Source organism: Uliginosibacterium sp. 31-12, assembly GCF_030548425.1.
Taxonomy (GTDB): Bacteria; Pseudomonadota; Gammaproteobacteria; order Burkholderiales; family Rhodocyclaceae; genus Uliginosibacterium; species Uliginosibacterium aquaticum.
Genome location: NZ_JAUOOA010000005.1, coordinates 299,703 through 326,576 on the forward strand (window position 1 = coordinate 299,703; position 26,874 = coordinate 326,576).

General features: G+C 59.6%; 23 protein-coding genes. 7 read left to right on the plus strand and 16 right to left on the minus strand.

Annotated elements, in window-relative coordinates; translation table 11 throughout:
- Position 1 precedes the first annotated feature (1 nt).
- The 11 genes from Q3Y64_RS11925 to Q3Y64_RS11975 all read right to left on the minus strand — a co-directional run bounded on the left by Q3Y64_RS11925 (position 2) and on the right by Q3Y64_RS11975 (position 12,416).
- Positions 2-448, minus strand: a complete 447-nt coding sequence (locus Q3Y64_RS11925; RefSeq protein ID WP_303562124.1) for a hypothetical protein — start codon at positions 446-448, stop codon at positions 2-4.
- Positions 445-3,912 (minus strand): hypothetical protein, encoded by a 3,468-nt coding sequence (locus tag Q3Y64_RS11930; RefSeq protein WP_303562125.1) that lies wholly within the window; start codon positions 3,910-3,912, stop codon positions 445-447. Before Q3Y64_RS11930 ends, Q3Y64_RS11925 begins: the two co-directional genes overlap by 4 nt.
- A gap of 107 nt (positions 3,913-4,019) precedes the next feature.
- Positions 4,020-4,397: a PH domain-containing protein gene (locus tag Q3Y64_RS11935; RefSeq protein WP_101941183.1), complete on the minus strand. Its 378-nt coding sequence runs from the start codon at positions 4,395-4,397 to the stop codon at positions 4,020-4,022.
- A 127-nt stretch (positions 4,398-4,524) separates the two neighbouring features.
- Positions 4,525-5,385 carry a restriction endonuclease gene (locus Q3Y64_RS11940; RefSeq protein WP_303562129.1) on the minus strand — a complete coding sequence of 287 codons (861 nt, stop codon included), beginning with the start codon at positions 5,383-5,385 and terminating at the stop codon, positions 4,525-4,527.
- A 900-nt stretch (positions 5,386-6,285) separates the two neighbouring features.
- Positions 6,286-8,316 (minus strand): methyl-accepting chemotaxis protein, encoded by a 2,031-nt coding sequence (locus Q3Y64_RS11945; protein ID WP_303562130.1) that lies wholly within the window; start codon positions 8,314-8,316, stop codon positions 6,286-6,288.
- Positions 8,317-8,599: 283 nt separating this feature from the next.
- Positions 8,600-9,700 carry a hypothetical protein gene (locus Q3Y64_RS11950; protein WP_101941186.1) on the minus strand — a complete coding sequence of 367 codons (1,101 nt, stop codon included), beginning with the start codon at positions 9,698-9,700 and terminating at the stop codon, positions 8,600-8,602.
- A 341-nt stretch (positions 9,701-10,041) separates the two neighbouring features.
- Entirely contained in the window at positions 10,042-10,542 is a 501-nt protein-coding gene (locus tag Q3Y64_RS11955) for an SRPBCC domain-containing protein (RefSeq protein WP_303562133.1), read from the minus strand.
- Positions 10,543-10,545: 3 nt separating this feature from the next.
- Positions 10,546-10,980, minus strand: coding sequence for a VOC family protein (locus Q3Y64_RS11960; protein WP_303562135.1), 435 nt, complete (start codon positions 10,978-10,980; stop codon positions 10,546-10,548).
- A 177-nt stretch (positions 10,981-11,157) separates the two neighbouring features.
- Positions 11,158-11,505: a GFA family protein gene (locus Q3Y64_RS11965; RefSeq protein WP_101941189.1), complete on the minus strand. Its 348-nt coding sequence runs from the start codon at positions 11,503-11,505 to the stop codon at positions 11,158-11,160.
- 48 nt (positions 11,506-11,553) lie between these two features.
- Positions 11,554-12,000: an SRPBCC family protein gene (locus Q3Y64_RS11970; protein WP_101941190.1), complete on the minus strand. Its 447-nt coding sequence runs from the start codon at positions 11,998-12,000 to the stop codon at positions 11,554-11,556.
- Between the two features lie 77 nt (positions 12,001-12,077).
- Entirely contained in the window at positions 12,078-12,416 is a 339-nt protein-coding gene (locus Q3Y64_RS11975) for a helix-turn-helix transcriptional regulator (RefSeq protein ID WP_101941191.1), read from the minus strand.
- A gap of 334 nt (positions 12,417-12,750) precedes the next feature.
- Between Q3Y64_RS11975 and Q3Y64_RS11980 the strand changes: the two genes are divergently transcribed.
- On the plus strand, positions 12,751-13,389 hold the full coding sequence (locus Q3Y64_RS11980) for an RpiB/LacA/LacB family sugar-phosphate isomerase (RefSeq protein WP_101941192.1): 639 nt from the start codon (positions 12,751-12,753) through the stop codon (positions 13,387-13,389).
- Between the two features lie 69 nt (positions 13,390-13,458).
- A complete protein-coding gene (locus Q3Y64_RS11985) occupies positions 13,459-13,860 on the plus strand; it encodes an ACT domain-containing protein (protein ID WP_303562140.1) in 402 nt (133 codons plus the stop codon).
- 68 nt (positions 13,861-13,928) lie between these two features.
- On the opposite strand, the gene argG is transcribed toward Q3Y64_RS11985, so the two are convergent.
- The 4 genes from argG to Q3Y64_RS12005 form a co-directional block, all read right to left on the minus strand.
- The gene (gene argG / locus Q3Y64_RS11990; protein ID WP_303562143.1) at positions 13,929-15,314 is read right to left on the minus strand and encodes an argininosuccinate synthase; all 1,386 of its coding nucleotides are present in this window, start codon (positions 15,312-15,314) and stop codon (positions 13,929-13,931) included.
- A 140-nt stretch (positions 15,315-15,454) separates the two neighbouring features.
- Entirely contained in the window at positions 15,455-15,742 is a 288-nt protein-coding gene (locus Q3Y64_RS11995; RefSeq protein WP_101941194.1) for a DUF3861 domain-containing protein, read from the minus strand.
- Between the two features lie 26 nt (positions 15,743-15,768).
- The gene (locus Q3Y64_RS12000) at positions 15,769-16,326 is read right to left on the minus strand and encodes a PadR family transcriptional regulator (RefSeq protein WP_101941195.1); all 558 of its coding nucleotides are present in this window, start codon (positions 16,324-16,326) and stop codon (positions 15,769-15,771) included.
- A gap of 198 nt (positions 16,327-16,524) precedes the next feature.
- Entirely contained in the window at positions 16,525-17,796 is a 1,272-nt protein-coding gene (locus Q3Y64_RS12005) for a right-handed parallel beta-helix repeat-containing protein (RefSeq protein ID WP_101941196.1), read from the minus strand.
- Between the two features lie 460 nt (positions 17,797-18,256).
- Between Q3Y64_RS12005 and Q3Y64_RS12010 the strand changes: the two genes are divergently transcribed.
- A complete protein-coding gene (locus tag Q3Y64_RS12010) occupies positions 18,257-19,585 on the plus strand; it encodes a polysaccharide lyase family 1 protein (protein WP_303562146.1) in 1,329 nt (442 codons plus the stop codon).
- A gap of 65 nt (positions 19,586-19,650) precedes the next feature.
- On the opposite strand, the gene Q3Y64_RS12015 is transcribed toward Q3Y64_RS12010, so the two are convergent.
- Positions 19,651-19,890, minus strand: a complete 240-nt coding sequence (locus Q3Y64_RS12015) for a DUF2789 domain-containing protein (protein ID WP_101941662.1) — start codon at positions 19,888-19,890, stop codon at positions 19,651-19,653.
- A 79-nt stretch (positions 19,891-19,969) separates the two neighbouring features.
- Here Q3Y64_RS12015 and Q3Y64_RS12020 point away from each other — a divergent pair, with 79 nt between their 5' ends.
- The 4 genes from Q3Y64_RS12020 (at position 19,970) to Q3Y64_RS12035 (ending at position 26,827) form a co-directional block, all read left to right on the plus strand.
- Positions 19,970-20,761, plus strand: a complete 792-nt coding sequence (locus Q3Y64_RS12020; RefSeq protein WP_303562149.1) for a ferritin-like domain-containing protein — start codon at positions 19,970-19,972, stop codon at positions 20,759-20,761.
- A 129-nt stretch (positions 20,762-20,890) separates the two neighbouring features.
- Positions 20,891-21,784, plus strand: coding sequence for an intradiol ring-cleavage dioxygenase (locus Q3Y64_RS12025; protein WP_303562151.1), 894 nt, complete (start codon positions 20,891-20,893; stop codon positions 21,782-21,784).
- Between the two features lie 101 nt (positions 21,785-21,885).
- Complete coding sequence (locus Q3Y64_RS12030) at positions 21,886-23,535, plus strand: fatty acid--CoA ligase (protein WP_303562152.1); 1,650 nt, start codon at positions 21,886-21,888, stop codon at positions 23,533-23,535.
- Between the two features lie 646 nt (positions 23,536-24,181).
- Entirely contained in the window at positions 24,182-26,827 is a 2,646-nt protein-coding gene (locus Q3Y64_RS12035) for a pectinesterase family protein (RefSeq protein WP_303562154.1), read from the plus strand.
- Positions 26,828-26,874 lie beyond the last annotated feature (47 nt).

A 26,874-nucleotide genomic window follows, 5' to 3' on the forward strand; every position in this document is an offset into this window, starting at 1 on the left:
ATTAAAAAGATTTCATCTGATCGATAAGCAATGAAAGCTGGGACTTCCAGGATTCCTGCGCTGAGCTGTAGTAGGCAATACCTAGGTAAGCTGGCGAGAACTCTGATGCGAGCTGGTCATTAAGTTGGGAAATGGTTAGCTCTTCACTTCCGCTACCAAATATGTCAAGCATTGTAACAACGAAAGTTGGCTTCACTATCTTTCGCAATTTAAATTGACGCAACAGGTCACGACCTGCGAAATTTTCAGGAGGCTCTTGTGAGTGGTCGTAATTTGGCATGCTCATATCAAGAATGACGCCATCTATATCACTAGACTTAACTAAGCATCGAAGCGCCGATGTAAATGATTTAGCGCGAATAAGTTCAATTTCTCCGTCTATCAATGAAATCTCGCTACTAACTTTCTGCGCTTTGTCATCATCATCCTCGACAAACAAAATTTTCATAATGACTCCGAGAGGTTAAATCCGAACCTAACGACAAATAAACCTTCCAATTTGTGATCAAAATCCAAAAATGGGTTTCGATACATGGGACTGCTCAATGCTATGAGTATCTTTCTAAACCCACTGCGTCCTTCTGATTGCGCCAACCTTCGTGACTCTTTCGAGTCAAGAGATGACTTTAGGTCTTTCAATAAGGTTAGCTGATCATCGGATGGCGGCTTTCCATCACTAAGTGCTTCACAAGAAAAGTGACCGTCACGATAATTAAGAGTTAATTGTACGTTAAGAGGTATGGATTCAATTTCAGCGTACTTTGCTGCGTTTTCAAATATCGTGTAAAAAATATCGACAAGGCTGTCTAGTGCGCGCCCCGGAAGCTTTGTGTCTGCAGGGACACTAATTTGATATTTAGGCCCGTGCCACGGGCTTTGCATTGACAAGGTTCTGTTCACCATGCTTGCTGCAATTTGACTTGGGAAGTCAACATCAAAATCTTGCCGGTCAAATACCTCACTTCGGCGAAACCAATTCAGTATGTTGTCAATAGCTTGTTGCGTTGCTGTTCTGGCACGCGCAATTGAATTAGCCAAACGACTCGGAACCTTTCCGTAAAAAATATGAGATAGATCTGCCGTCAGGTTATCGAAATGAGAAAGCATCTCGTTCCGAAGTGTATTATCAACATAATCTCTTAATTTTTCTAAATTTATATCTGTCTTTTCCCAAAGAGAATCAACACACTTTTCGATTAGCTCGTCAATATTCTTGAACTCAGCATCATATTTTTGCATGAGCTGGCGTTCAAGGTTTGAAAAGTGATACAAAAACAGCGCTTCATTGTTATTGTCAGTGGATTTAAGATCAAGGTATGTTTTGATTTGTATTTTTTTATCCCTTGCGTAGAATAGGGTTTCGTCAAATTTGAAGGAAAATGTCGCCAATGCGTCAATAACAGAACTTTCTATTTCTGGATTCGGTAGATCATTCGACCAATAAGTATTTACCACATAGATTCCATCATCTTTTCTTGCCGTTACAAGATGTTCGTCCATTACGGATTTTCGGATTGCGTCAAGCATTTTTCCGTGCCGGACGCGAGTGCTTAAATACGCATTAAGGCCGTGATCTCCGGTTAAAAATTCTTTTGTTATTTCTTGAAATATGGCTCCGAACTGCAGGCTGGACGGCGTCTCAAATTCATTCCCATCCACAAGATGTAAATTTGAGAGTATTGTTGGAAGTGAGGCTATATTTTCAAGTTCGTTAAAAGCATTTTGTAATTTAATTAACAAATCGCTTGGCTGGCGATCGTACTGAGTTAATGCTGTTTTGTATTGAGCATATGTACTTTTTAGCCTTGCTCGCAATGATCTTTTTATTGCATCAATATCAACATATACCTTGCTTTGCTCAACCAGAGCACTGACTTTAGAAATTTCCTGTTGTTTAATTCTGGAAGCTAGTTCTTCCTTGTGCGATCTTGCACGCGCGGAATCAATCTTTGCCAACACTTGACACGCCTCAATTCGAGACTCTTCAATTTCAGATGGCGTGGTGTACAGCAGTGTTTGCCGCATAACTTCGGGCAGCCATACATTATCTAAATACGAAACAACTTCCTTGGCTCCGAATTCGTCAATTTTCTGAGCCAATTGACTCGCTGAGTTAATTGAGTTGTTTTCACAAAATCTCTCAAATGAGAGTCTGAGCTTGCTTATATCCTCATTTTCATTGAATTGATTTGAAATGCTGAACAAAAGGCCCAAGCAAATTGTATTGGGCCAATCGTCTGGGTCGCTAAGACGGTCCGTAAGTTCTTTGAATGGAAGAGTTGTTGGGGCGTTAGGGCAGTCCAGGTAGGCCGCTATCAAAGTTTCAACTGCGGCTTTGTACTGCCCGTCAAGCATCAAAGCCAAAGAAGCTCCTCCCATTGTTCGCAAACGAACTATAGGCAGGTGGGTTGTTTTAGCTGAATTTATGTACGCTGCTGCCGCTTCTTTGTATTTGTTTTTTGTGAGAAATTCACGAGCTTTGTATTTTTCGAACCTAGAGCTTTGTATATCGCTTTTGGCTTCCGGGTGCTCCATGATGGTTTTCACGAGGCGTAATGTTTTAGGAAACACTCCTTCTGAATCTAGTCGACCAATTATAGAATATGAATATGCTTCATCAAGAGCAATAGCAGTGAATGGGGTTATATATTCATCACGCACATATATGTCTCGCATCCATGGCTGAGACCGCTTTTTCTCTTCGGCCCCCAACTCATTCCACACCGCGACCCTTAGGTATTGAGCCCAATTGTGATCAAAAAATCTGTCTGCCGTCTGAAGTAATGCATAAGCGCTCCTTAGAAACTGGTCATTTGCGGAAAGGAGGTTGAACAATCCGTCGTTAATTTCTTCAGCAAGGCCGCCTGTTTTTTCTGGTTGTCTATTTGTCGAGGAAGAGGCCTTTGCACTTAGAACACGAACAGCAATATCAAGAGGGTTTTCAAATAAAATTTTTGATGAAATATCAATACACAAACCGTAATTCTCATCGGTATAAGCCTCTATTGCTTCTGACCTCTTGCGATCGCTAACAGTAATTTCTTTATGAATATAATCTCCCAAGGCAGCAAGCACCCCTAGCAGGCGCTTATCGTTCGTTGAGTTATATAATCTATTAACCCATGGCCTTATGGATTCCATGGTTTGTGTTTCGAACATTTCTGCCGAAACGGCGCCTTGGAGCACTAGGATCAAGGAAGTATAGTGATCAATTAAAGATGATTGAGAGTCAAGAAAAAGGAGGTTTGATACCGCAATTTCACTTGAGTCGTTAGCGTCTAGGATTTTAGACATAAAATACGGACGCATGCCGCTCTTGGCCGTTTTTTCTGCTATCTCGCTGCGAATTTTTTCTCTTGGGGTTGCTCCTTCTATTCTCTTTCTTGTGTAATAAAGTAATGCATGTAGAACCCCGTTTTCTTTTACTTCATCTATTACGCGAGTAGCAGTATCAGATAGATCGCTTTCATTTTTTGAGACGTATGCTGATGCCATTTGGTTTTGATAAAGCCAAAAAGATTTACCAAAATCCTCTTCAATCTTTAAGAGCTGCTCCATTGCTCCGGAGTAGTTGCCATTCAAAATTTCAGTTTGAAATTTTTTTTGTGTTTCAATAAAAGAATTTAGTTCTTTTGAAAACTGAAGGCAACGTGCTATCGCCCATAGGATTTCTCTTAAGGCAGATACTCGTTGCTTAGGGGTTTTTGATCCAAATAATTGGTTAGCTACTTTTGGGAATGGAGATCCATGAAAGTCTTGGAGAGAAGACTTGTGTGGAAACAGTATTTTGTATGATGCAATAAAATTTCCCACAGGGAGCCTCGCTCGAAACTTATGTATCCCGAAGTGGCGTTTGGATGAGTTTCGAATTTCTGACTGTAACGATGCAGTTGTTAGTTTTTTTTCTTTCATTTTTTATGACTTTAAGTCTCTGATTGAATTTTTATATGAACAGGAAAATCGGAGTCAGGAAAGTCAGGGTCAGGTCTTGCCTTTTGTCCCCGCAACCCATCAATTCCTCACCCCAGCACATGCATCGCCAGCACCTGCTGCAAATCGTAGATGCTGACTTTCTTGTTGAACTTCTTCGCAATCGGCATCGGATCGCTGCCCACCCAGATTTTGAGTTCGGCATCCAGATCGAAGGTGCCGGCAGTTTCGATGCTGAATTTTGTGATCTTGCTATAGGGCATCGAGAGGTAATCAATCTTGCTGCCGGTGAGCCCCTGGATATTCACCAGGATCAGGCGCTTGTTGGTGAATACGAAGGTATCGCGCAACACCACGAATCCCACTTCAAAACTCTCGCCCTCAACCAGGAGGCGGCCATAGTCCGCCGCGAGCTTGTCCGCCGGTACGACGCCTGCATTCCCCAATAACCCGGACAGAATTCCCATCTCGCTCTCCTCTCAACATGCCAAAGAAACTGCTTTATTTCCTGCCCTGCTCACTCTTTCCCGCTTTCGCAAAATCACGGGGTCAAGTCTTGAATTTCAGCATTCAACTTCCCGCAAGCACTATTTCTCAACCCCGCATCCCCAGCCTCTGCCGGCACTTCGGAAAACTCCGGCAGCCCCAGAATCGATAGCCCTTCCCTTCACGCGCGAGCATCTTCGTGCCGCAGCTCGGGCAAGTCGGCGTGGTCCAATCGCCAGCGGTCGCCTGTTTCAGCAGCTGCTGGCTGACGTCAGTTGGCAGGCGAGTGAGCATGGTGAGGAACATCGGCCCATCAATCAGGGTGATGCGGTTGGTTTGGGCGAAAGCCTTGGCGTCGTCGGAATACACACCGGGGGCCATGAAGAAGGCTTTGTCGATCTTTTCGTGGGCCATCACGCCTCGCAACTCACGCACCGGCTTCACTCCAACATACTTTTCGCCCCAGGCTTTGCACTGCACGATGGCCGTGCAGTGCGCGGGATCGGCCTCATCCTGATAGAGACGCACATCCACGCCGCCATCCGGCCCGAGCGGTGTGCATTCGGCGCGGATGCCCTTGGCGCGGTAGAAGGCGAGGCAGATCTCCTCGAAGCGCTTCCATTCCATGTCGCGCAGCACATCGAGGCTCCAGGCCTGCGGTCGGCCATCGGTGACTTGATCGAGCGAGGCGATGAAGGCCGCAGCGGCAGGATCACGCGGGGCAGGTTTGCCTGGCTCGGCCCTCCAGGCTTGCACAATGGAAGGTTCGATTGGCTGGATGGCGTTGAGGGCATCGCTCCGTTCGCGGCTCACGGCCATCTGGCTGCGGATGAATTTGAAGATCGCCAAAGTGCCGCACAAAAGTGCGAACAGGCCACACACCATGTCGGACACGACAAAGAGCATGGGCGCGAAGGTGTTTCCTCTCAGGATGCTGTGAAACACCGCGTTCACCAGCAAGCTGCCCATGCACAGCATCAAATTCAGCTTCCAGCCGCCTTCGAATGCGAGCGCCAGGAGATGCTCGTTCTGCCGTCTGCTCTTCCCCCGCCTGCTTGCCATGCGCGCATGCCCCGGTAATGTTCACGTCATTCTATGGGGACAAACGGCGCCTCCGGAACGACCGGCGCACGATCCAGATCAAGTCTGCGGGGAATTTGTTGTTCGGCGTGAACAAATGCACGGCGAATCGGCTGATACGAAGCCGGGCTTCGGCACAAGGCGGCGGGGCCCGGATTGAATGCTAGGGCCTGTGCGGCTGAAGCCGCACCTACGGGTTCCGATAGGAATGCCGGGCGGGCTCGGGGGCGCGGCCCGGGCTGAGGCTGGGCGCGTGTTTCTGTAGGGCCGGCTTCAGCCGGCGGGGCCCGAATTGAGCGCGAGCCCTTGCGGCTGAAGCCGCACCTACGGGTTCCGATGGGAATGCGGGGCGGGCTCGGGAGCGCTGCCGGGCCGGGGCTGAGCGCGTGTTGGTGTAGGGCCGGCTTCAGCCGGCGGGCCCGGAATTGAATGCTAGGGCCAGTGCGGCTGAAGCCGCACCTACAGGTTCTGATAGGAATGCCGGGCAGGCTCGGGGGCGCTGCCCGGGCCCAGGCTGGGCGCGTGTTTCTGTAGGGCCGGCTTCAGCCGGCGGGGCCCGGATTGAATGCTAGGGCCTGTGCGGCTGAAGCCGCACCTACGGGTTTCGATAGGAATGCCGGGCGGGTTCGGGGGCGCTGCCCGGGTTGGGGCTGGGCGCGTGTTGGTGTAGGGCCGGCTTCAGCCGGCTGGGCCCGGAGTGAATGCAGTGGCCCGTGCGGCTGAAGCCGCACCTACGAGGGAAGCGGCTTGGCTTGTTGCCCCGCTTCCGTCAGCTTCTCCCCTGCCCTTTCAATCGATACGGAAGCGCGAGATCGAGGCGCTCATGGCGTCGGCCATTTCCTGGAGCTGATCGGCCACACCGGAGGAGGCGCGGGCGTTTTCGGTGGTGCTTTCGGAGAGTTCGGCGATGTGGCGCACTTCGGCATCAAGGCGGCCACTGGCGGCGTTCTGATCGCGCAGGGCGCCGACGATGCTCTGAGTGGCGGTGGCAATGGCGGTGGCACCGTGCTGCACTTCGTCGATCACGCCACGTGCGCGCTCGACGGCGGTGACGCCTTCATTGACCAGGGTGACGGCGCTTTCCATGGCCGAGGACACCACCCGGGCACCACTCTGGATGGAGTGGATCATGGCGGTGATTTCCTGGGTGGAAGAGCCGGTTCGCTCGGCGAGCTTGCGCACTTCGTCGGCCACCACGGCAAAGCCACGCCCCTGCTCGCCGGCCCGGGCGGCTTCGATGGCGGCGTTGAGCGCGAGGAGATTGGTCTGGTCGGCAATCTCCTTGATGATCGAGACGACCGCGCTGATGCTCTGGGCATCGCCATCGAGCTTGCCGATCTGGGCGGTGGCGCCACCCACGGCGTTTTCGATACGAGTGATGTGCTCGCGCACCACGGAGATTTCGGTGAAGCCGCTGTCTGCACAGGCAAGCATGCGGGAAGCGAGTTCCTGGGCGCTTTCGGAGGAGGCGGTGACGCTGGCGATGGATTCGGTCATGTGCTGCACGCCCGTGGCGGCATTCATGGCGGCATCGGTCTGACTAGCCGCAACCTGGGCCACGCTGGCGGCAGCCCCGGCAATCCCGTGTGCATTTTCGGTGAGTGATTGGGCATTGCTGCGCAGCTCGCCGACGAGGCTGCCGACGCTGCGCACGGTAGCTTCGAGGCTCATGCTGATGATGTCGAGCTCATTGCGGGTCTGCGGATCGATCTGGCCGCTGCCGGTGCTGCTGAAATCCCCTTCGCCGATTTTCTGCAGACGAGCCACCACGGCGCTGACCGGGCGCAACTGGCGCGTGATGAAGAGCCACAGCAGCACGCTGAGCAGGATCGCGGCCAGCGCGCCGGCAATGATGATGCCGTTGCGCAGGGCCGTGCCGGCACGGGTGTAGACCTCGATATCGCCCGTGCGGGCGACCACCACACCGCCCCAGGCTTCGGACTGCTCCCACACCGCAATGCGATGCTCACCGCCACCGGCGGGGGCGTATTCGAGTACGCCCTCGCGCTCTTTGAGCAGGGGATCGAACACGGGCTGGCCGGCAGCGTCCGGCAGCTCCTTGACCAGCGACTTGCCTTCCAGCGTGGGGTGGAACATCAGGTTGCCGGCCCGCGCGCCGCTGCTGAAGGCGACGAAGGTTTCGTCACCGTTCTGGCCGGTGCGCAGAGCGCTGCGCAGGCTGGTGAAGACGTCTGCGAGATCAAAGCCGACGAACAGGATGGCATTGGTCTGGCCATCGCTGCCGCGCACTGGGACGTATTTGGTCAGGTAGTTGCGGCCGAAGAGCGTGGCCAGGCCAAGGTAGTTCTCCCCCGCCAGCATGCGGGCATAGGCCGGATGATCGCGGGCAAGCTTGGTGCCGATGGCGCGCTCGCCTGTTTCCAGCTTGAGCGAGGTGGTGGCGCGCACGAAATCCTGGCCATCGCGCACGAAAATCGTGGCCACGCCACCGGTGGATTTGGAGAAGGCATCCACTGCGCGGTAATCGGCATTCAGCGCCTGGCCCTTGTAGCGCAGTACCGGGGCGTCGGCCTTGCCGGTGGGCATGCGCTCGGCGGCGTCGACGCTGAAACCTTCCGGGAAGGCCTCGGTGAGGATGTTCGAGACGCGGTCGGTCTGGGAGGCGGAGATCTGGTAGGCGTTTTCGAGCAGCTGGCGCGAGCCCTGGACCTGGGCACGCAGGCCATCACGCATGCTTTCAAGCAGGCTGGCGCGGGAGGTGAGCGAAACCTGGATGACCAGGGCGCCGATGATCAGGACCGAGAGGGCGACCGAAACGGTCACGAACTGCTGGGCCAGCGAGAGTTTTTTGAGATTCACGTGGGGCTCCGTTGCGGGGGTCTGGCTTTTCGCTCTTATCCAGGTTTTATCGACACACCCGCCTTAAGGTTGAGCAGTTTTATCGGGTATTGGCCTGCTCTCCGGGTAAGGATTTGTTACATCCGGGCGGGCGAGCCGCCACGACAGGCGTGCCGAATCAACCGGCACGGCGGCTGCCAGCAGCTTGGGAGAACAGGAATGGAAGCAACTACGCCCCAGACTGCGTCGGCCAGCCGGCGTTCAGCCGCCGGCCGGCTCAGAGCGGGCGGGCCCGGCTGCGCGCCTAGCCCGCGAGCGCGAGCCGGGCGCTCTGCCAGCCATGGCGGGCCACGAACTGGTCCAGCGCACGGTGGAAGGCCGTATCGAAAACGTGTTCGCTCTCGATGAAGTAATCGAAGTAGCCGCGTTTGCCGACGAACTGGAAGGGCTCAAGCTGGATCGGGCGCAGGCTGCCATCCTTCATATGGCCATCGCGCACCAGCTTGTTCATGAGCTCGATGCGTGAAACCTGCATGGCATAGGAGCTGTTCATGCCGATCTCGGTTTCCATGTCGCGCTGCTCGAAGTAGTTATCCGGCATTTCGCCGATCCAGCGCGAGTTCTGCGGCCGCACGACCCAGATCGTGGAGGGGCGCGGGTCCATGTCGCACAGCTCATTGAGGATGAACTGGCGGTGGTAGGCGCCATCGATCAGGTGCATGCCGAAGTAGGTGCGCGTGTAGCCATAGCTGTAGAGATGCAGCGCAGCTTCAACGCCCTCGGCGGTGATTGGCATGTAGACGGTGCCGGGCGTCTGCTCGTGCCAGCTCACGCCGAGCCGGCTACAGGCGGCGGCATTGAGAAACAGGAATTCCTGCCCGGTGGGCGGACAGAAGGCATTGAACATGACCGCCGTGTCGCTTTCGGCGAGGGTATCGGCCACGAACTGGAAATACTCGGGCGAGCGGGTGGGCACCCAGGTCTGCGCCGGCAGTAGGCGGTCGGCCCACTCCTTGGGTTCGGAGAAAGGTGAGAGGAAGGACCAGCGCTCCCAGTACTCCGGCATCGCCGGGCGGAACACGCCGGGCAGGCCCTTGGCGAGCATCCACTGATTGCCGAAAGGCGCCGATTCAGCGGCCTTGGGCATCTCGGCCAGTTGTTCGCGCAGTTTTTCGCGCAGGTCATGGCCGGCGAGGAAATGGGCCGTCCACACGATCATGCCGGAGGTACAACTGATCGCCGCAGGGCGCACATGGCGTTCCTGGGCGGCCGCCAGAAAACCTGCACCGAAGGCATTGCCGCCTCCCAGACCACCCAGCGCGAAGGCCACGGGGCCTCGCGAACTGTTGGATTCATCCGGCTCACTGCCGCTGCGCCGTGAATTGACTCGTTCCGCTGCACCCATGCTGCACCTCCTGCTGCTCGCTGCCTGCTGCCCGACCCGCCGGAGGACGGGCCGTTTGATTCACCTACCCCGAAGGGCATACATAGGGTATACCTTTAGCTGCAGTGCACAAAAAGTCAATAGCCTCCGATCGCGAAGCCTCTTCAGGTGCGCCAGTCAGGTCTGTATAGCCGGCCCTTCGGCCGGCGCAAAGGCTCACGGCGTGAGCACAAACGGGCCAGTGCTCCGGGGAGAGGTATCGTCCCCTCCCCGCAACTCATGTAACAAACATTTAATCCATGAGGCCACTATGGGCAGCGCGCCCCGCCATGCGTAAGAGGCAAGAAGGCAGGCTGAAGCGCTCAGACCAGTTGGCGGAGGTAGATCGCAAAGCCTGTCAGCGCACCTTGCCAGCTACTGTCAAAGCCCATGGCCATGGCCGCTGCACGGGCCTGGGGCGAGCTGAAACGGGCGTGGATGCTGAGGCGGGTCTGGCCTCCCTGCACGCCAAACAGCACGGTGACCCGGCCGCGTGGCGGCAGGCCGCTGCCACAAGCGTGGCGATCATCGTCCATACCGCGATAGACGAGGCGCTCGGGCGGCAGGATCTCTTCATAGACGCCTTCGCAGGGATAGTCCTCGCCCTGCGGGCTGCGCATGCCGATGTAGAAGCGCCCACCCACGCGCAAATCAATCTCGCAGGCGGTGGCGCTGAAGCCCGGCGGCAGCCACCAGCGGGCGGCGTGCTCCGGCTCGGTCCAGCAGCGAAAGACCAGCTCGCGCGGCGCATCGAGCAAGCGTGTGATCAAGACTTCGCTGGCGCTGTCGTCCGGCACCGCCTGCGGCATGCGGGGAGCCTCCATCGATCAGGCCTTCGGCAGCTCGAAATTCACCATCCACAGGATGCCGAACCGGTCCGCACACATGCCGAACAAGGCGCCCCAGAACATCGGCTGGAAGGGCATCTGCACCTGTCCCCCTTCAGCCAGAGCTGCAAACAGGCGGCGCGCTTCAGCCTCGCTCTCCGGGTGCAGGGACAGGGACACGTTGCTGCCGGTCGTGACCGGCGGGCACAGCGGCGGCACAGCATCGCTGGCCATCAGCATGTTGGCGCCGATGGGCAGGGCGATATGCAGGATCTTGTCGCCCAGCTCAGGCGGCACCTCACCACCTTCGGGGCAGCCCGGACCCTCCTTGTAACGCATCAGGGTGGCGAATTCGCCACCGAAAACGGACTTGTAGAAGTTGAAGGCTTCCTCGGCCGTGCCGGGAAAGTTGAGATAGGTGTTCAGGATGGTCATGGTGGCTTCTCTCTGTTGACAGCACACAGGCGCTTAGAAGCTGCTCACGATCTGTAGCGAGAGGCCGTCAGCAGGGTGAAGAGCCGCACAGGAACCAGAGTTTATGTTGATAAATGAGGATTCCGAGCAGCGCATGAGCCCTGATCACGGCTTCGCAGTAAGATCGTGAGCAGCTTCTTACATTGAACGCCCGTCGAAATGCTGCATGGGCAGCACATCAAGCTCGATGCCTTCCAGGCAGCGGATATTGATGGCCGCCATGGCGGCCCCACCCGGCCCCACGCCTTCACCGAAGGGGTGAATGCCGCAGGTTTTGCAGAAGCGGTGCTGGATGACGTGCTTGTTGAAGGTATAGGTCGCCAGCGCGTCCGCCGGAGTCAGCAGATGCAGGCTCGCCCGCGGCACGAACCACATCAGCGCCCCTTTGCGCTGGCAGATCGAACAATTGCAGGCCATTGCGCCCGTGAGTTCGCCTTCCACCTCGAATTTCACCTGACCACAGTGACAACTTCCGCTGTATTTCATGCCGATGCTCCTGTTGTGGGTTTGATCAGAGAGCCTGCCTGAGGGGGCTTACTCCTTGATGTCAGGCTCGACCAGGTTGGCCAGCTGCGCCAGCGACTCCTGCCAGCCCAGGTAGCACATCTCAACCGGAATCACGGCCGGAATGCCTTCCTGCACGATCTGCAGCTCGGTGCCACATACCACAGGCTTCAGCACCACCGAGACCCGGAGCTCGCCAGGCAGGTTCGGATCATCGAACTGGTCGGTGTAACGGATCAGCTCGCCCGGAATCAGCTCCAGATACTCGCCACCGAAGCTGTGCGCCTGCCCGTTCGTGAAGTTCTCGAAGGACATCCGGAAACGGCCGCCGACGCGCGCATCCATCTGCTCCACCTTGCACACGAAGCCATAGGGCGGCAGCCATTTGGCCAGCGCCTCGGCGCTGAGGAAGGCGCGGTAGATCTTCTCGGGCGTGGTGCGCAGCACGCGATGCAGGCGAACGGTTCCTGTGCTCATGGTTTGTTTCTCTCTCTGTTGATGGACCAGATCGGTCGGGCGCCGGTTCATGCCGGCAATTTTTTTGGGATGAGGTTTCAGGTGCGGGTCTGGCCCGCCTGCAGGTCGCGCAGATAGTCTTCCAGCCGATCCAGGCGCTGCTCCCAGAACTGCCGGTAATGCTCGATCCAGCCGGCCGCTTCCTGCAATGGAGCAGCCTCCAGCCGGCAGGGTCGCCACTGCGCCTGGCGCCCCTGGGTGACCAGCCCTGCCCGCTGCAGCACCTTCAGATGCTTGGTGACCGCCGGCAGGCTCATTTCGAAGGGCTCAGCCAGCTCCGACACACTGGTCTCCCCCAGCGCCAGGCGCGCCAGGATGGCACGCCGCGTCGGGTCTGCCAGGGCAGCAAAGGTTGTGCTCAGATCATCGCGAGGCATGGTGCTCAGAATATTATTTAACCGACTGGTAAATTAGTTGCCGTAGTGAAGCCTGTCAAGCTCGCCAAGGGCGCGGCGCATCCGGCCTGAATGAGCCGCACGAAGCCTTCAACGAAACTGACCCAGCCCAAGCCCCGGCGCTTCTTTGCCTGCGCAAGGGGAATTTCCGCGCGCTCGGGTTTGCATTTGGGGCGGCTCGCGTTTACCCTAGGGCGTTTCGCCGCGCCTCGGGCGGACGGACTTCCGGCAGCGCGCCGGCAGCCCGTGCAAAGGGGCTCAGCATCTTTTCGCAACCGACGCTTCGCGTCGATATTTAGACATCAAGGGACACTCCATGAAGATCGCTCTCATCATCGAAAACAGCCAAGCCGCGAAGTCCGAGATCGTTCACAGCGCACTCAAGACCGTCGCCGAGCCCCTGGGCCACAACGTGCATCACTACGGCATGTACACCCCGGAAGACAAGGCTTCGCTCACCTACGTGATGAACGGCATCCTGGCCGGCATCCTGCTGAACTCCAAGGCTGCCGATTTCGTGGTGACCGGCTGCGGCACCGGCATGGGCGCCATGCTGGCCTGTAACTCGATGCCCGGCGTGTTCTGCGGCCTGGTAATCGACCCGACCGACGCTTTCCTGTTCGGCCAAATCAACGACGGCAACGCCATCTCCATGCCCTACGCCAAGGGCTTCGGCTGGGCTGCCGAGCTGAACCTGCAAGATTGCTACCGCAAGCTGTTCGACGGCGAACGTGGCCTGGGCTACCCCAAGGAACGCGCTGCCATCATGGCCAAGAACCGCGGCATCCTGCGCGACGTGAAGGCTGCTTCCACCAAGAGCTTCGTGGACGCACTGAAGGCCATCGACCAGGACCTGCTGAAGGCCGCCGTTGCTGGCGAGAAGTTCCAGGAACTGTTCTTCGCCAACGCGCAAGACCAGGAAATCGTGGCTTACATCAAGAGCATTCTGGCCTGATCGAAGCTCCGGCTTCCAGCCTGAAAAAAAGCCCGCGTCATGCGGGCTTTTTCTTTTGGAGAACCCCGCATGGCACACACCACAAAGATGAAGACCCAGACCCTGCGCCAGCTCGGCGGCGACTATGCGGTCGCACGACTCGCTGCAGATTCGCCCATCCCCGACTGGGCGGATGGCGAAGGCTTCGTCTCGATCAGCCGCACGGACGATGAGCTGTCGATCACCTGTCTCGCTGCACGTGTGCCTGCGAACGCGCAAAGCTCCGGCCCCTGGCGCTGCTTCAAGCTGCAAGGGCCTTTTGCGTTTGATGAGTACGGCATCCTGCTGGCGATCGTGCGGCCCTTGTCGGAAGCCGGCCTCGGGGTGTACGTGGTGTCCAGCTACGACACGGACCACCTTCTGCTGCTGCAATCAGTAGCCGAGCGAGGTATTGAATTGCTCGAAGCAGCCGGCCACCGTGTGCTGCGCTAAGACGAGGAAAGCCCCAATGAAAAAGCCCGCTTGAAGCGGGCTTTTTCATTGGGAGCGAGCGTGATCGCTTACTTCTTCTCTTCTCCGCCCGTCAGCAGCGGGATGCTGCCTTCGGATTGCGCGCCGAGCAGGCCGGAGCGCGAGTAGATGCCGAGCTTCTGGCGCGTATCCGAGATGTCCAGATTACGCATGGTCAGCTGGCCGATGCGGTCGGCCGGGGTAAAGGCGGCGTCTTCAACCTTCTCCATCGACAGGCGCTCCGGCGCGTAGGTGAGGTTCGGGCTCTCGGTGTTCATGATCGAGTAGTCGTTGCCACGGCGCAGTTCAATCGTGACTTCGCCGGTGATGGCGCGCGCCACCCAGCGCTGGGCGGTTTCGCGCAGCATCAGGCATTGCGGGTCGAACCAGCGGCCTTGATACAGCAGGCGGCCGAGCTTCATGCCGTTCATGCGGTATTGCTCGATGGTGTCTTCGTTGTGAATGCCAGTGACGAGGCGCTCATAGGCGATGTGCAGCAGCGCCATGCCCGGGGCTTCGTAGATGCCGCGGCTCTTGGCTTCGATGATGCGGTTTTCGATCTGGTCACACATGCCGAAGCCGTGACGGCCACCGATGATGTTGGCTTCGTTGAAGAGCTCAACCGCATTGGCAAAGGTCTGGCCGTTGATGGCCACCGGCACGCCTTCTTCAAAGCGCACCGTCACGGTTTCGGTCTTGACGACCACGTCATCACGCCAGAAGGCCACGCCCATGATCGGCTTGACGATGTGCATGCCGGCATTCAGGAATTCCAGATCCTTGGCTTCGTGCGTGGCGCCGAGCATGTTGGAATCGGTGGAATAAGCCTTCTCGACGCTCATCTTGTAGTCGAAGCCGTTGGCGATGAGGTATTCGCTCATTTCCTTGCGGCCGCCCAGCTCGTCGATAAAGCTCTGATCAAGCCAAGGCTTGTAAATCTTCAGCGCCGGATTGGCGAGCAGACCATAGCGGTAGAAGCGCTCGATGTCGTTGCCCTTGTAGGTGCTGCCGTCGCCCCAGATGTTGACGCCGTCTTCCTTCATCGCCACGACCAGCGCGGTGCCGGTCACGGCACGGCCCAGCGGGGTGGTGTTGAAGTAGGTGGCACCACCGCTCTTGATATGGAAGGCGCCGCACTGGATGGCGGCAATGCCTTCAGCCACCAGCTGCGGGCGGCAGTCGATCAGGCGGGCGATCTCGGCGCCGTAGGCCTTGGCCTTGCGCGGAATCTCTTCGTAATCGGATTCGTCCGGCTGGCCGAGGTTGGCGGTGTAGGCACAGGGCACGGCACCCTTGCCGCGCATCCAGTGGACGGCAGCGCTGGTATCGAGGCCGCCGGAAAAGGCGATGCCGACACGTTCGCCGGCGGGAATCTTCTGGAGGATGGTTGCGGTCACGTCAGACGTCTCGGACAGGAAATCAAGTGAAGCGCGCATTGTAACGCGTGCCTGCCGTCCGCGTCTGGCAAGGCTGAGCCCGCTGCGCCAGCCGCTTGCGGGGATCGCCCGCCGAACCGGGCGGTGCACAAGCCTCCTCCGGCACCAGCCAGCCATGCAGGCTGGGCGCCATCCACGGGTCAGCCCCCCGACTTGAGCTTCTTGATGAAGGCGCCGATGCCCTGGGACAGCTCGCTGTAGAGCGGGTCGTTGCGATGCTCCAACACGATTTCGCCGAGCAACTTGAGGCCTACCGCCATGGCGGCCGCATCGTCGGCGGACAAAGTGCCGCGCTGGCGCGAACGCTCAACGATGGCAAAAATGTCGTCATGGCAGCGCGCTACGAAACTCAGCGGGGCGCGCTCCGGCAAACTGCTGCCTTCCTGCGGCAGTTGCTCAAGGGTGACACGATAGTGATGCTTTCTCATGCTGTTTCTCCTGTCTGCGCCAGCACTCAGCTGCGCTCGATTTCCTGGGCCGCATGATCAATGGCGGCGGTGATCCTGGCGGTGGCTTCAGCATCCAGCTCGCCCTTCGCAAGACGCAGATGAAGCGCCATTTTGAAGTTGTGAATGGCACGCTGCAGCTCGGGTGAGCGCCGGGCATCCGCCACCGAGCCCGCCGCAGCCAGACGAGCGCGGATGCGCTCCAGTGTTTCACGCTCGGCTTCGAGCAGCACGGCGCCTTCGGCAGTAATGGCGTACTTCTTCTTGCCGCCGTGTTCGCTGACGCTGGCCTGGCCGAGTTCTTCGAGCAGGGTCAGAGTGGGATAGATCACGCCGGGGCTCGGCGCGTAATCGCCACCGGCCAGCTCCTCGATGGCCTTGATGAGTTCGTAACCGTGCCGCGGCTGCTCCTGCAGCAGGCTCAGCACCAGCAGCTTCAGATGCCCGTGCTCGAACATCCGCTTACCCATGCCGCCGCCCCTGAATTCGCGTCCCTCGCCCATCGGGCCGCCCCGATGATGTTTTCCGTGCGGATGGCCACCATGGCCGTGATGCATGCCTCGCATGTCGTGCTCCTATGTCTTGTTACATCGGCGTCCGGATGAACGCCATGAACAAAAGATATATCTAAGAATTACTCTTATCAAGAACAAAGATATATCTTTACATTCGAACAACACGCCAGCGGCGGGCAAAAAAAAGCACGCCGGCTTGCGGCGTGCTTGCTGTGCTACCAGGGCGCTCGATCGCCCCGCCGGGCCGGCTTACTGGCGCTCGAAAGCACCCAGGTCCGGGGCCGTGCCCAGATAGGAAAGGCCTACGTTCACGCCTTTGTTGATCATCTTGCTGGAAGACGAGAGGCGGAACAGGTTGTTGCTCGGCAGGCTGCCATCGGCATTGCGCGCGGCAGTGGCGAGGCTGGTGTCGAGGCTGGCGAAATCCGAGCTGCTGGCGGCCAGGCTGTTCCAGGTGTTGTTGCTCGAAGTGGCATTGGCGATGCTGTCCGCACTGGTCCCCGAGAGCGAGATGTTGTTCTTGAAGATGTGCTTGGAGCCCGAAGCGACCGGCTGGCCGAAGCCGTAGTTGATGCCGTTCTTGTAGGACGTGTTGTTGTAGAGCGTGACGCTGCCGGTGTTGCTGTTCTGGTCAAAGCCCTTCTTGACGTTACCAAAGGCAACCGACTGGGTGATCACGTTGTTCTGGGCAACGCTGTTGCCACCAAGCTTGAAGCCATTGCCGTTACCGACAAAACCGCCGTAGCCCCAGATATCGACGCCGTTCTTGAAGGCCCAGCTCTTGGAAATGATGACCTTCTGGGTGCTGTCGAAGGTATCGAAGCCATCGTCGGAGTTATTCCAGGCACGACAGCCGTAGAAGGCATTGCCGGGGCCCTGGGTCTGCTTGGACGCGAAGCCGTCCGCCATGCCACCCAGTTTCTTCGGATCGTAGTTCTCGTAAGAATCGGTATTGATGACCGTGGTATAGGAGCCGCCCTTGTTGATCTCCAGCCCGCTGTTGCGGTTGTTGTAGAAAGCGGCGTTCTCGAAAGTGTTGTAGGCGCCGGTGACGTAGGCGCCCTGGTAGCCGGCGCGGGTCACGGCGATGCCCTTGAAATACCAGTAGCTGCCGGTCACATAAAAGCCGTAAGAGCTATCGACATAGGTATTGGCGGGGAAGGAGAAGTCGATCACCGCGCGGCCGCAATTGGCGGCCACCATGTAGATCTTCGCAGCGGAGGTGCCGGACTTCGACAGGGTGATGGTGTTTTTGGCCCCGGCGGTATAGGCGATGCTGTAGGTGCCGGGCTGGAGCAGGATCATCTGCCCTGCACTCACCTTCGAGAGCGCTGTGGCAAAGCTCATCGGCGCCGAGAAGCTGGTGCCGGCGCCACTGCTGGAGGCGCTCGGCGTCACGTAATACACCTTGGATGCCGTGAGGTTGCTGGTTTCTGTGCCGCAGCCGGTCACGGTCTGGGCATGGGCGTGGGTCATCGCGAGCAAGGCAGCGGTGCCGCCAAGCAGAAGTTTGCTGAACATGTTTTGTCTCCAATTTGTTTTGATGGCTGCGGCAGAACCACAGCATTACCACCATCGTTGCAGGCTCCGGGCTTGCGCCCGGGCCGGGCAGTAACTTTTACAAACTAATCTCCGGGCGGGATCAGCGTCAAGCGCGTCCGGCGGAGATTTCCGCAGGTCGTGACGCAGTTCCGGAACGGATCGGGCGCGGCAAGCACCACTCTCCGCTCAAGACTTGCCGCACAGCCAGCACTGCGATGCACGGCCAAGCGGCAGGAACAATAAAAACACCGCAATCACCAAAATCATCACCCACCCCCTCGTGAGGCTTCCACTCGTCGCCTGTCGGTCGAGGTGACGACACTTATTCTTGCTTTGAGGATCCCGGCCAACCATCTTGATCAGGCATACGCATTCCGCATATGCCGAGCAGCCTTCAGATGCTGCAAGTCATGGAGACACTTCAAAGGAGTCAGGAATCATGTTCAAGCGATTGGTTTCCGGGGTGGTGCTTGCACTACTCGCAAGCGGCGCGCTGGCAGCGAACCGGCCGGCAGGCTTCACCACGATCTGCAACGAGGGCAAGACCTGCAGTGTGGCCAGCAATACCCAGGTGGCTTTTGGCCGTGCCGACCAGTTTTTCTACAAGACGCTGAGTGGCACTTTCCTGTGCGCCGAGGCCACCTTCGGCGGTCGCGTTGCTGGCGGCACCAATGAATGTTCGATGGCGGCCGGCAGCGCCTCGTCCAGCAGCGTGGCGGCGTCATCAGCCGCCTCATCGAAGGCTTCATCGGCCGCTTCCAGTTCAGCCCGATCCAGCGTCGCGTCCAGTGCTGCCTCCAGCGCGGTGGCCAGCAGCGCTGCGGCATCAAGCGTAGCAGTGGACCCGACGCTGAATGCCGTTGATGGTTTCGCTGCCGCGCCGGCCTTCGGCCTCGCCACGACGACCGGTGGTGCCGGCGGGCGGGCGGTAAAGGTGAGCAACCTGACCGATCTGAAGGCGCTGACGGACAGCAACGAGAAGCTGATCATCCTGATCAACGGGGTGATCGACATGCAGGGCATGGTGCCGCTGCGCTCGGACAAGACCGTGGTCGGCCTGCCCGGTGCGAAGCTGATCAATGGCGGCTTCGAGATCTACAAGCGTCAGAACATCATCATCCGTAACGTGTTCTTCCAGGGCGCACCGGACGACACCCTGAAGATCAACCAGAACACCCACCACGTGTGGGTGGATCACTGCACGTTCTCGGACGGCGATGTGTATCCGGACGGCCTCGAGCATGACGGGCTCTTCGACATCACCCGCCAGACCTCCCACATCACGATCAGCTACAGCCACTTCAAGAATCACAGCAAGACCATGCTGATCGGCCACAGCGATGGCGCCAGCACGGATACCGGCTACCTGAAAACCTCGATCCACCACAACTGGTTCCAGACCGATCAGCGCCACCCGCGCGTGCGCTTCGGCGAGGTGCACGTCTATAACAATTTCTACGATGGCAACAAGCTCTATGGCATCGCCTCGACCATGGAGGCAGACGTGGTGGTGGAAGGCAATTACTTCCGCAATGTGCTCTATCCGGCTTACGTGGGCTATGCCGAATCCGGCCCGGGCGATCTGGTTCAGCGCAACAACGTGCTGGAGAACTCGGGCAGCCTGCAGACGCGTGGCAGCGCTTTCGATCCGGCGAGCTACTACAGCTACGCGGTGGAAAATCCGGCGGGCATTCCGGTCAAGGTCATGTCTGCCGCGGGCGTGGACAAGATTGATCCGTGGAAGGCCGCAGGCGTAGCGCCCTTCTGATTCCGTCTCCGCCACAGAACCAGGCCGGATGCCCAGCATCCGGCCTTTTTCATGCAAGCAGCGGCCTAGGCATGCCCGCGCAGGCGCGCATCAAGCTGGTCGATCACGCCCGCCCAGTCCGCATCCACACACACCTCGTTACGCAGCATCTCGCGTTGCGAGGGCGACCAGAAAGAGGCCTCCGCCAGCCGGGCGTCACCTCGCAGCGGGCCATGCGCGGCAATGAAGGCGTTGATGGCCGCATCATCCGCAGCCAGGCCCAGTTGCGCAAACAGCGCGTTCATCGAATGGACGGGAGCTTCCATGCTGACCTCCTTGCGGGCTTGAGAATTCATTCTAGGCTGCAGACGATCCGGCAAACGCGCTGCAACGTAAAATGCCGCCATGCCCGAACTGCGCCAGCTGGCCCTCGCCGCCCTTGCCACCGCTTCGCCCGACGCGAAATGCGCAGCCCTGCGGGCCATCGCGCCAGACTGCGCACTCGATACCGCCGCCCTGCTCCAGCCCGCCACACCACTGCCAGGCCGCGAGGCGCGTCCGCAGCTGGTGATGCCGCGCGATGTGCCACAGCGCGCACTCTCCAGCCCTGCTGGCCGCGCAGCCCTGATCCACGCCCTGGCGCATATCGAGTTGAACGCGGTAAATCTGGCGCTGGACATCGTGTGGCGCTTTGCCGGCATGCCTGCGGCCTTCTACCGCGACTGGCTTGGCGTGGCACGCGAAGAGGCCGACCACTTCGAGCTGCTGCGTGCGCATCTGGCCAGCCTGGGTCACGCCTATGGCGACTTTCCGGCCCACAACGGCCTCTGGGAAATGGCGGCCAAAACCAGTGACAGCCTGCTTGCCCGCCTCGCCCTCGTCCCCCGCATGCTGGAAGCACGCGGGCTGGACGTTTCCCCCGCCATCCGTGCCAAGCTGATCGGCGCTGGAGACATGCGTGGTGCCGAGATCCTGGACGTGATCCTGCGCGACGAGATCGGCCATGTCGCCATCGGCAACCGCTGGTTCAAACATCTGTGTGAAGCCGCCGGACGCGATCCGCTCGAAGCCTTCGCAAGCCTGGCGCGCAACTATTCCGCAAACCTGCCGCGCGGCCCCTTCAATCTCGAGGCACGCCGCGCTGCCGGTTTCAGCGAAGCGGAACTGATCGCCCTGCAGCAAGCTCACCACTCCTGAGCCACACCCCTCCGGTCATCGGCCGGAGGCGAACACCAACCGACCTTTAAACGCTTTAACAGCTTGCGATGCGAGGATCTCCGGCAATGCGGCAACGACCGCATGCCCACCACACCCAAGGAGAGCCTCATGGACAAGTCTTTTGCCGACCTGCCACCGGACCTGCGCCGCCGCCTGCTGCTCGAAGGCCTCAGCGGCTTCGGTCTGATCACCCTGCTGCAGGCGTGCGGCGGTGGCGGTGCCAGCAGCAGCGCAGCCAGCAATTCAGCTGGCGCAAGCTCGGCCAGCACCGCATCAAGTGTCAGTGGCAGCGTGGCCACAAGCAGCGCCTCGGCATCGAGCGCGCGCAGCAGTTCGGCCAGTTCCGGCAACAGCGCCTGCTCGAACATTCCGGGCGAAACAGCAGGCCCCTATCCCGCGGATGGCACCAACAGCAACAGCAGCGGTCTGGTGAATGTCCTGACCCAGAGCGGCATCGTGCGCAGCGATATCCGCGCGAGCTTTGGCAGCGCCAGTGGCGTGGCTGCCGGCGTGCCGCTCACCCTCGTGCTGACGCTCACCAACACCGCCTGCACCCCCCTGGCTGGCTACGCCGTCTATCTATGGCACTGCAATCGCGATGGCAACTACTCGCTGTACTCAAATGGCATCACAGCAGAAAACTACCTGCGCGGGGTGCAGGTCAGCGACGCCAACGGCGAAGTCCGCTTCACCAGCATCTTCCCCGGCTGCTACAGCGGGCGCTGGCCGCATATCCACTTCGAGGTATATGCCTCACTGGCCGCGGCCGTGAGTGGCAATAACGATGTGAAAACCTCCCAGCTCGCCCTGCCCGCCTCCAGCTGCGCCACGGTATATGGCTCAGCCAGCGGCTACGCCAGCAGCCAGGCCAATCTGGCGGCCATCTCGCTAAGCACCGACAACGTGTTCAGCGACGATAGCGCCGCACTGCAGATGGCGAGCGTGAGCGGCGATCTAGCCACGGGCTACACGGCCAGCCTGCGCGTGAGCATCGCCGCCTGAGCAGGCTTTGACGCCCTGCCACAAGAGGTACTGACCGGCGTTAAGATGCGCGTCCGTACGGAGCGAGACGCTCCGTCATACCTATAAACGGAGACATCTTCATGCCGGTCAAACTGATCCAGTCGACGCCGTCTGCCTACACTTATCCGCTGCTGATCAAGCAGTTGCTGCACACCCCGCTGGCCACGGCGCCGGATCAAGAGATCAGCTATCGCGGCGGTCTGCGCTACAGCTATCGGGAATTCCGCCAGCGCCTCGGACGCTTGGCCAATGCCCTGGGCGCTCTGGGTGTGGAAGCCGGCCAGACCGTGGCGATGATGGACTGGGACAGCCACCGCTATCTCGAGTGCTTCTTTGCCGTGCCGATGATGGGTGCGATCCTGCAGACCGTGAACGTGCGCCTCTCGGCCGAGCAGATCCTCTACACCCTGAACCATGCCGAGGCGGATGTGGTGCTGGTGAACGAAGAGTTCTTCCCGCTGCTCGCCGCGATCGCCCCCCGCCTCACGCGGGTACGGCATTTCGTGCTGATCAGCGATGAGGCGGCCCCCAAGGCAGCACCGGTCCCCCTCGCTGGCGAATACGAAGCCCTGCTCGGTGCGGCAGCGGCCGACTACGACTTCCCTGATTTCGACGAGAACGCGCAAGCCACCGTGTTCTACACCACCGGCACCACCGGCGAGCCCAAGGGCGTCTACTTCAGCCATCGCCAGCTCGTGCTGCACACCCTGTCGCTGGCCAGCGCGCTGGGCACCGCGCCGGGCCAGGGGCGCATGCACCGTGAAGACGTGTACATGCCGATCACGCCGATGTTCCATGTGCATGCCTGGGGCTTCCCGTATCTGGCGACGATGCTGGGCCTGCGCCAGGTGTATCCCGGCAAGTACCTGCCGGACAGCCTGCTGCGCCTGATCCGCGAGGAAAAAGTCACTTACTCGCATTGCGTACCGACCATCCTGCACATGCTGCTGACCCATCCACACACCGCAAGCGTGGATTTCTCCGGCTGGAAGGTGGTGATCGGTGGCTCCGCCCTGCCGCAGGCCCAAGCCATCGCCGCGATGGCTCGCGGCATCGATCTGTTCACCGGCTACGGCATGTCCGAAACCTGTCCGGTGCTGACCCTGGCCAACCTCAACAGCGCCGACCTGGCACGCAGCACCGAAGAGCAGGCCACGCTGCGCGCCAAGACCGGCCGGCCGATGCCGCTGGTTGATCTGCGCGTGGTGGATCCGCACATGGCGGAGCTGGCGCACGATGGTGCCGCCACCGGCGAAGTCGTCGTGCGTACGCCTTGGCTCACCCAAGGCTACCTGCGCGCACCGGAAGCCTCCGAACACCTGTGGGATGGCGGCTATCTCCACACCCAGGACATTGGCCACATCGACGCCCGCGGCTTCCTCAAGATCACCGACCGGATCAAGGATGTGATCAAGACCGCAGGCGAATGGACTTCCTCACTGGCGCTGGAAGACGTAGTCGGCAAGCACGAAGCCGTGCTCGAAGTGGCCGTGATCGGTGTGCCGGACGCAAAGTGGGGCGAACGCCCGCTGGCCCTGGTGGTGCTGAAGCCAGATTTCGAGGGCAAGGTGACGGAGCACACGATCCGCAACTTCTCGGCCCACCTGATCGAAGCTACCGGCATCTCGCGCCACGGCGTGCTGCTTCAGGTGCAATTCGTACAGGCACTCGCCAAGACCAGTGTCGGCAAGATCAACAAGCGCGCCATGCGTGAGGAACGCCTGGGCTGAACGCCCGGCATGCGTGCGGACGTAGCCGCGCTTCAGGCGCTCTGCAAAGTCAATCAGGCACTTCTGGCACACCACTGGCCTGAGCGCTGATCGTCGCCGGACCGCGCCCCGGTTAAGACGCCGGCCGCCTCGGCCAGCGCTGCACAAACCATCCCCCCACCAGACCGGCACCCTGCCGGTCTGGATCTCCCCTGCACAGCTTCAATCGCCCACGCACACGCGCCACAGAGCGGGAGCCTTGCCTGCCCATCGACAGACGCTGCGTTTGCACAAAAGCAACAGACTTAAAAAAACCAGACAGTTACCGAAAACATCTAATTTGTTTTCGGTAACATATCTCCCCAGAAGCTGCACAAGCAGCCATATCCAGTTTTCATCTGCGGGCCAGGCCTTCTGGCGCAGGCAGATCCGGGGGCTAAGCAAGATCCGGCAGCCCTTTGCGCCTTCTGGCGCCCTCCCCTGAACGCAATGGCCACACTGGCCCCGGCACCTCTGCACGCGAAGCAGAGGCCGTCTCCGGTGTGGGGAAGTTCGATGCCCGCAGGCCTGGTCGCCAGAATCTGGCGCCATGCGGCGGGCAGGCAGGTGGTCGGGCCCACTCACAGGTGGGTCCGGGGTATGTAAAACAAGAGGAGACAAAATGAACATGATCAAGCGATGCGGCAGCCTTGCCGCAACAACGCTGCTCTGCGCGCTGGTGCTGTCCGCCTGCGGCGGCGGTGGCAGCTCCGGCTCATCGGAAACAGGCGGCTCGGCAAACAGTGCTTCGAGCGCAGGCACGTCAGCCAGCACATCCAGTGCGGCCACTAACAGCAGCGCCAGTTCCAACGCTGCCTCCAGCACGGCAACCAGCACCAGCTCGGTGGCCAGCGCCCAGACCTGCCCAGCCACCAGCAGCAATCTCTACTTCTGCGATGATTTCCAGGCCGGCAACACAGACAACTGGGATCTGACGGCCAACACCGGCGGCGCCTTCAGCGTAGAAGACACTACCGACTTTGCCGGCGCCACGACGAAGGCCCTCAAATACACCGCAGGCGGCACGGCCAGCAATGCCGTGATCGCCCTGATCAAAGATGCCGTGTGGACGGCCAAGCTCGGCAACAAGGCGGACTACTACGTTGAGGCTCGCATCAAGCCCCTCACCAACGGCACCACCGGCAACAAGCAGCTCTATATGCTCGGTCGCTACACAGCGAGCAACAACTGGTACCTCGGCGGCCTCAACGTGCAGAACAGCACCGGCAGCACCCAGGTTGAAGCCGGTTACATGAAGGCGGGTACCATCACCCGCGCCGTGCAGACCAAGCGCGCGATCAGCCAGGACAGCAACTGGTACAAGGTGCGCCTGGAAATCTCCGGCAGCACCATCACCGTCTACATGGATGGCGAAAACCTCGGCACGACGACCGACGCGACCTTCACCAGCGGCAAGATCGGCTTGTTCACCAACAACAAGTCCTTCTTCATCGACGACATCAAGGTAGGCAATCCGGCCGACAAGCCGGTGCTGTTCTCGATCAGCCCGGCAGCGACCACGTATGCGGCCGATGCGGGTGACAGCCCCTACACGATCACCGTGAATGCGGCTAAGAGCGATGGCACGACTGCGGACGACTTCAGCGTGGTCTCCGACAAGCCCGGCGTCGTCAGCGTGAGCAAGGGCGCCACCACCGGCACCAGCACGACCGTCACCCTGACCCCGCTGACTGCCGGCACGGCAAACATCACCTTCACCAGCGGCTCGGACAGCACGCTGATCAAGAAGATCGCCGCCACCATCGCCCCGCAGTACGTGGACTCCACCGCCACCTACTCGCTGAGCGCCAGCCAGGTCTATCCGGCCCCGGCAGCCACCACCGCCTACACCGACGACAATCTGAAGCTGACTTTCGATTCCGCCCCGACCCTGGGCAGCGCCGGCACCATCCGCATCTTCAAGAGCGATGGCACCCTGGTCGACCGCATCAATCTGAGCGGCGAAAGCGACAGCATCGGCGTCTCCGGCAGCAACCGGCGCGGCGTGGCCACCACCCCGATCCAGATCAGTGGCAACACGGTGACCATCACGCCCCACAGCGGCAAGCTGGCCTACGGCACGAGCTACTACGTGGGCATCTCCAGCACCGCCTTCAGCGGCGCCACCCTCAACGGCAAGGCTTTCGCCGGCATCGGCAAAGCCGCAGGCTGGAGCTTCACCACCAAATCGACGGCACCGGCCGCCACGCTCACCACCATCACGGTGGACGATGACGGCAGCAGCGCTGACTACCGCAGCGTGCAGGGCGCACTGAACCATGTGATGACCAACAGCAGCGTCAGCAACCCGGTCATCGCGGTGAAGAACGGCACCTACAACGAGCTGCTGTATCTCTACAACCGTGCTGGCGTCACCATCCAGGGCGAAAGCCGCTCCGGTGTGGTCATGCAGTACAACAACTACGAAACCCTGAACTCGGGTAGTGGCACCAGCGCCACCGGCGCGCCGACCTCGGGTGGCGGCCGTGCCGTGTTCTTCGCGGAAAACAGCGATCTGCTCACGCTCGATACGCTGACCCTGAAGAGCACCCACACCCGCGCCAGCACCTACTCGAACCAGGCCGAAGTCATCTTCTTCAAATCAAGCACCGCCACGCTGACCAGCGGCCACCGCCTGATCGCCAAGAACGCTGACTTCTACAGCGAGCAGGACACGCTGCAACTGCAGGGCTACACCTGGTTCTACAACACCAAGGTGTCCGGCAATGTGGACTTCATCTGGGGCAACAACTACGCGTCGCTGTTCGAAAACAGCATCATCGAAATGATCGGCGACTCGCAGTACCCCGCCAGCAACGCCAGCTATGCCAACGGCACGGGGGGCTACATCCTGCAGGCCCGCACCTACTCCGGCGGCAAGGGCTTCGTATTCCTGAACAGCTCGCTGACCTACGCTGACGGCCCCGCCGGCGTGAAGGTAGCTACCGGCAGCAATGCCTCCAGCTACCTGGCCCGCGCTGCAGCAGGCACCTGGGTGGACAACATCGCCTTCGTGAGCTGCAAGATGGATACCCACATCATCCCGCTGGGCTGGGCTGCCAATGTTTCCGGCAATCCGGCACCGAACCCGGCGACGGCCACCGCCAGCACCGGCTGGCGCGAGTACGGCAGCATGGACATGAGCGGCAATCCGCTCACGGTCTCGGGCCGCTCGAGCAACAGCCTGCAACTCACCGCCACGGATCTCGGCACCGCCGGCCTCGGCGATCGCAACGCAGTGTTCAGCGCCATTGGCTGGACGCCGACTCCGTAAGGCGTCGCGCCCCGGCAATGAAAAAAGGATGGCTGCGGCCATCCTTT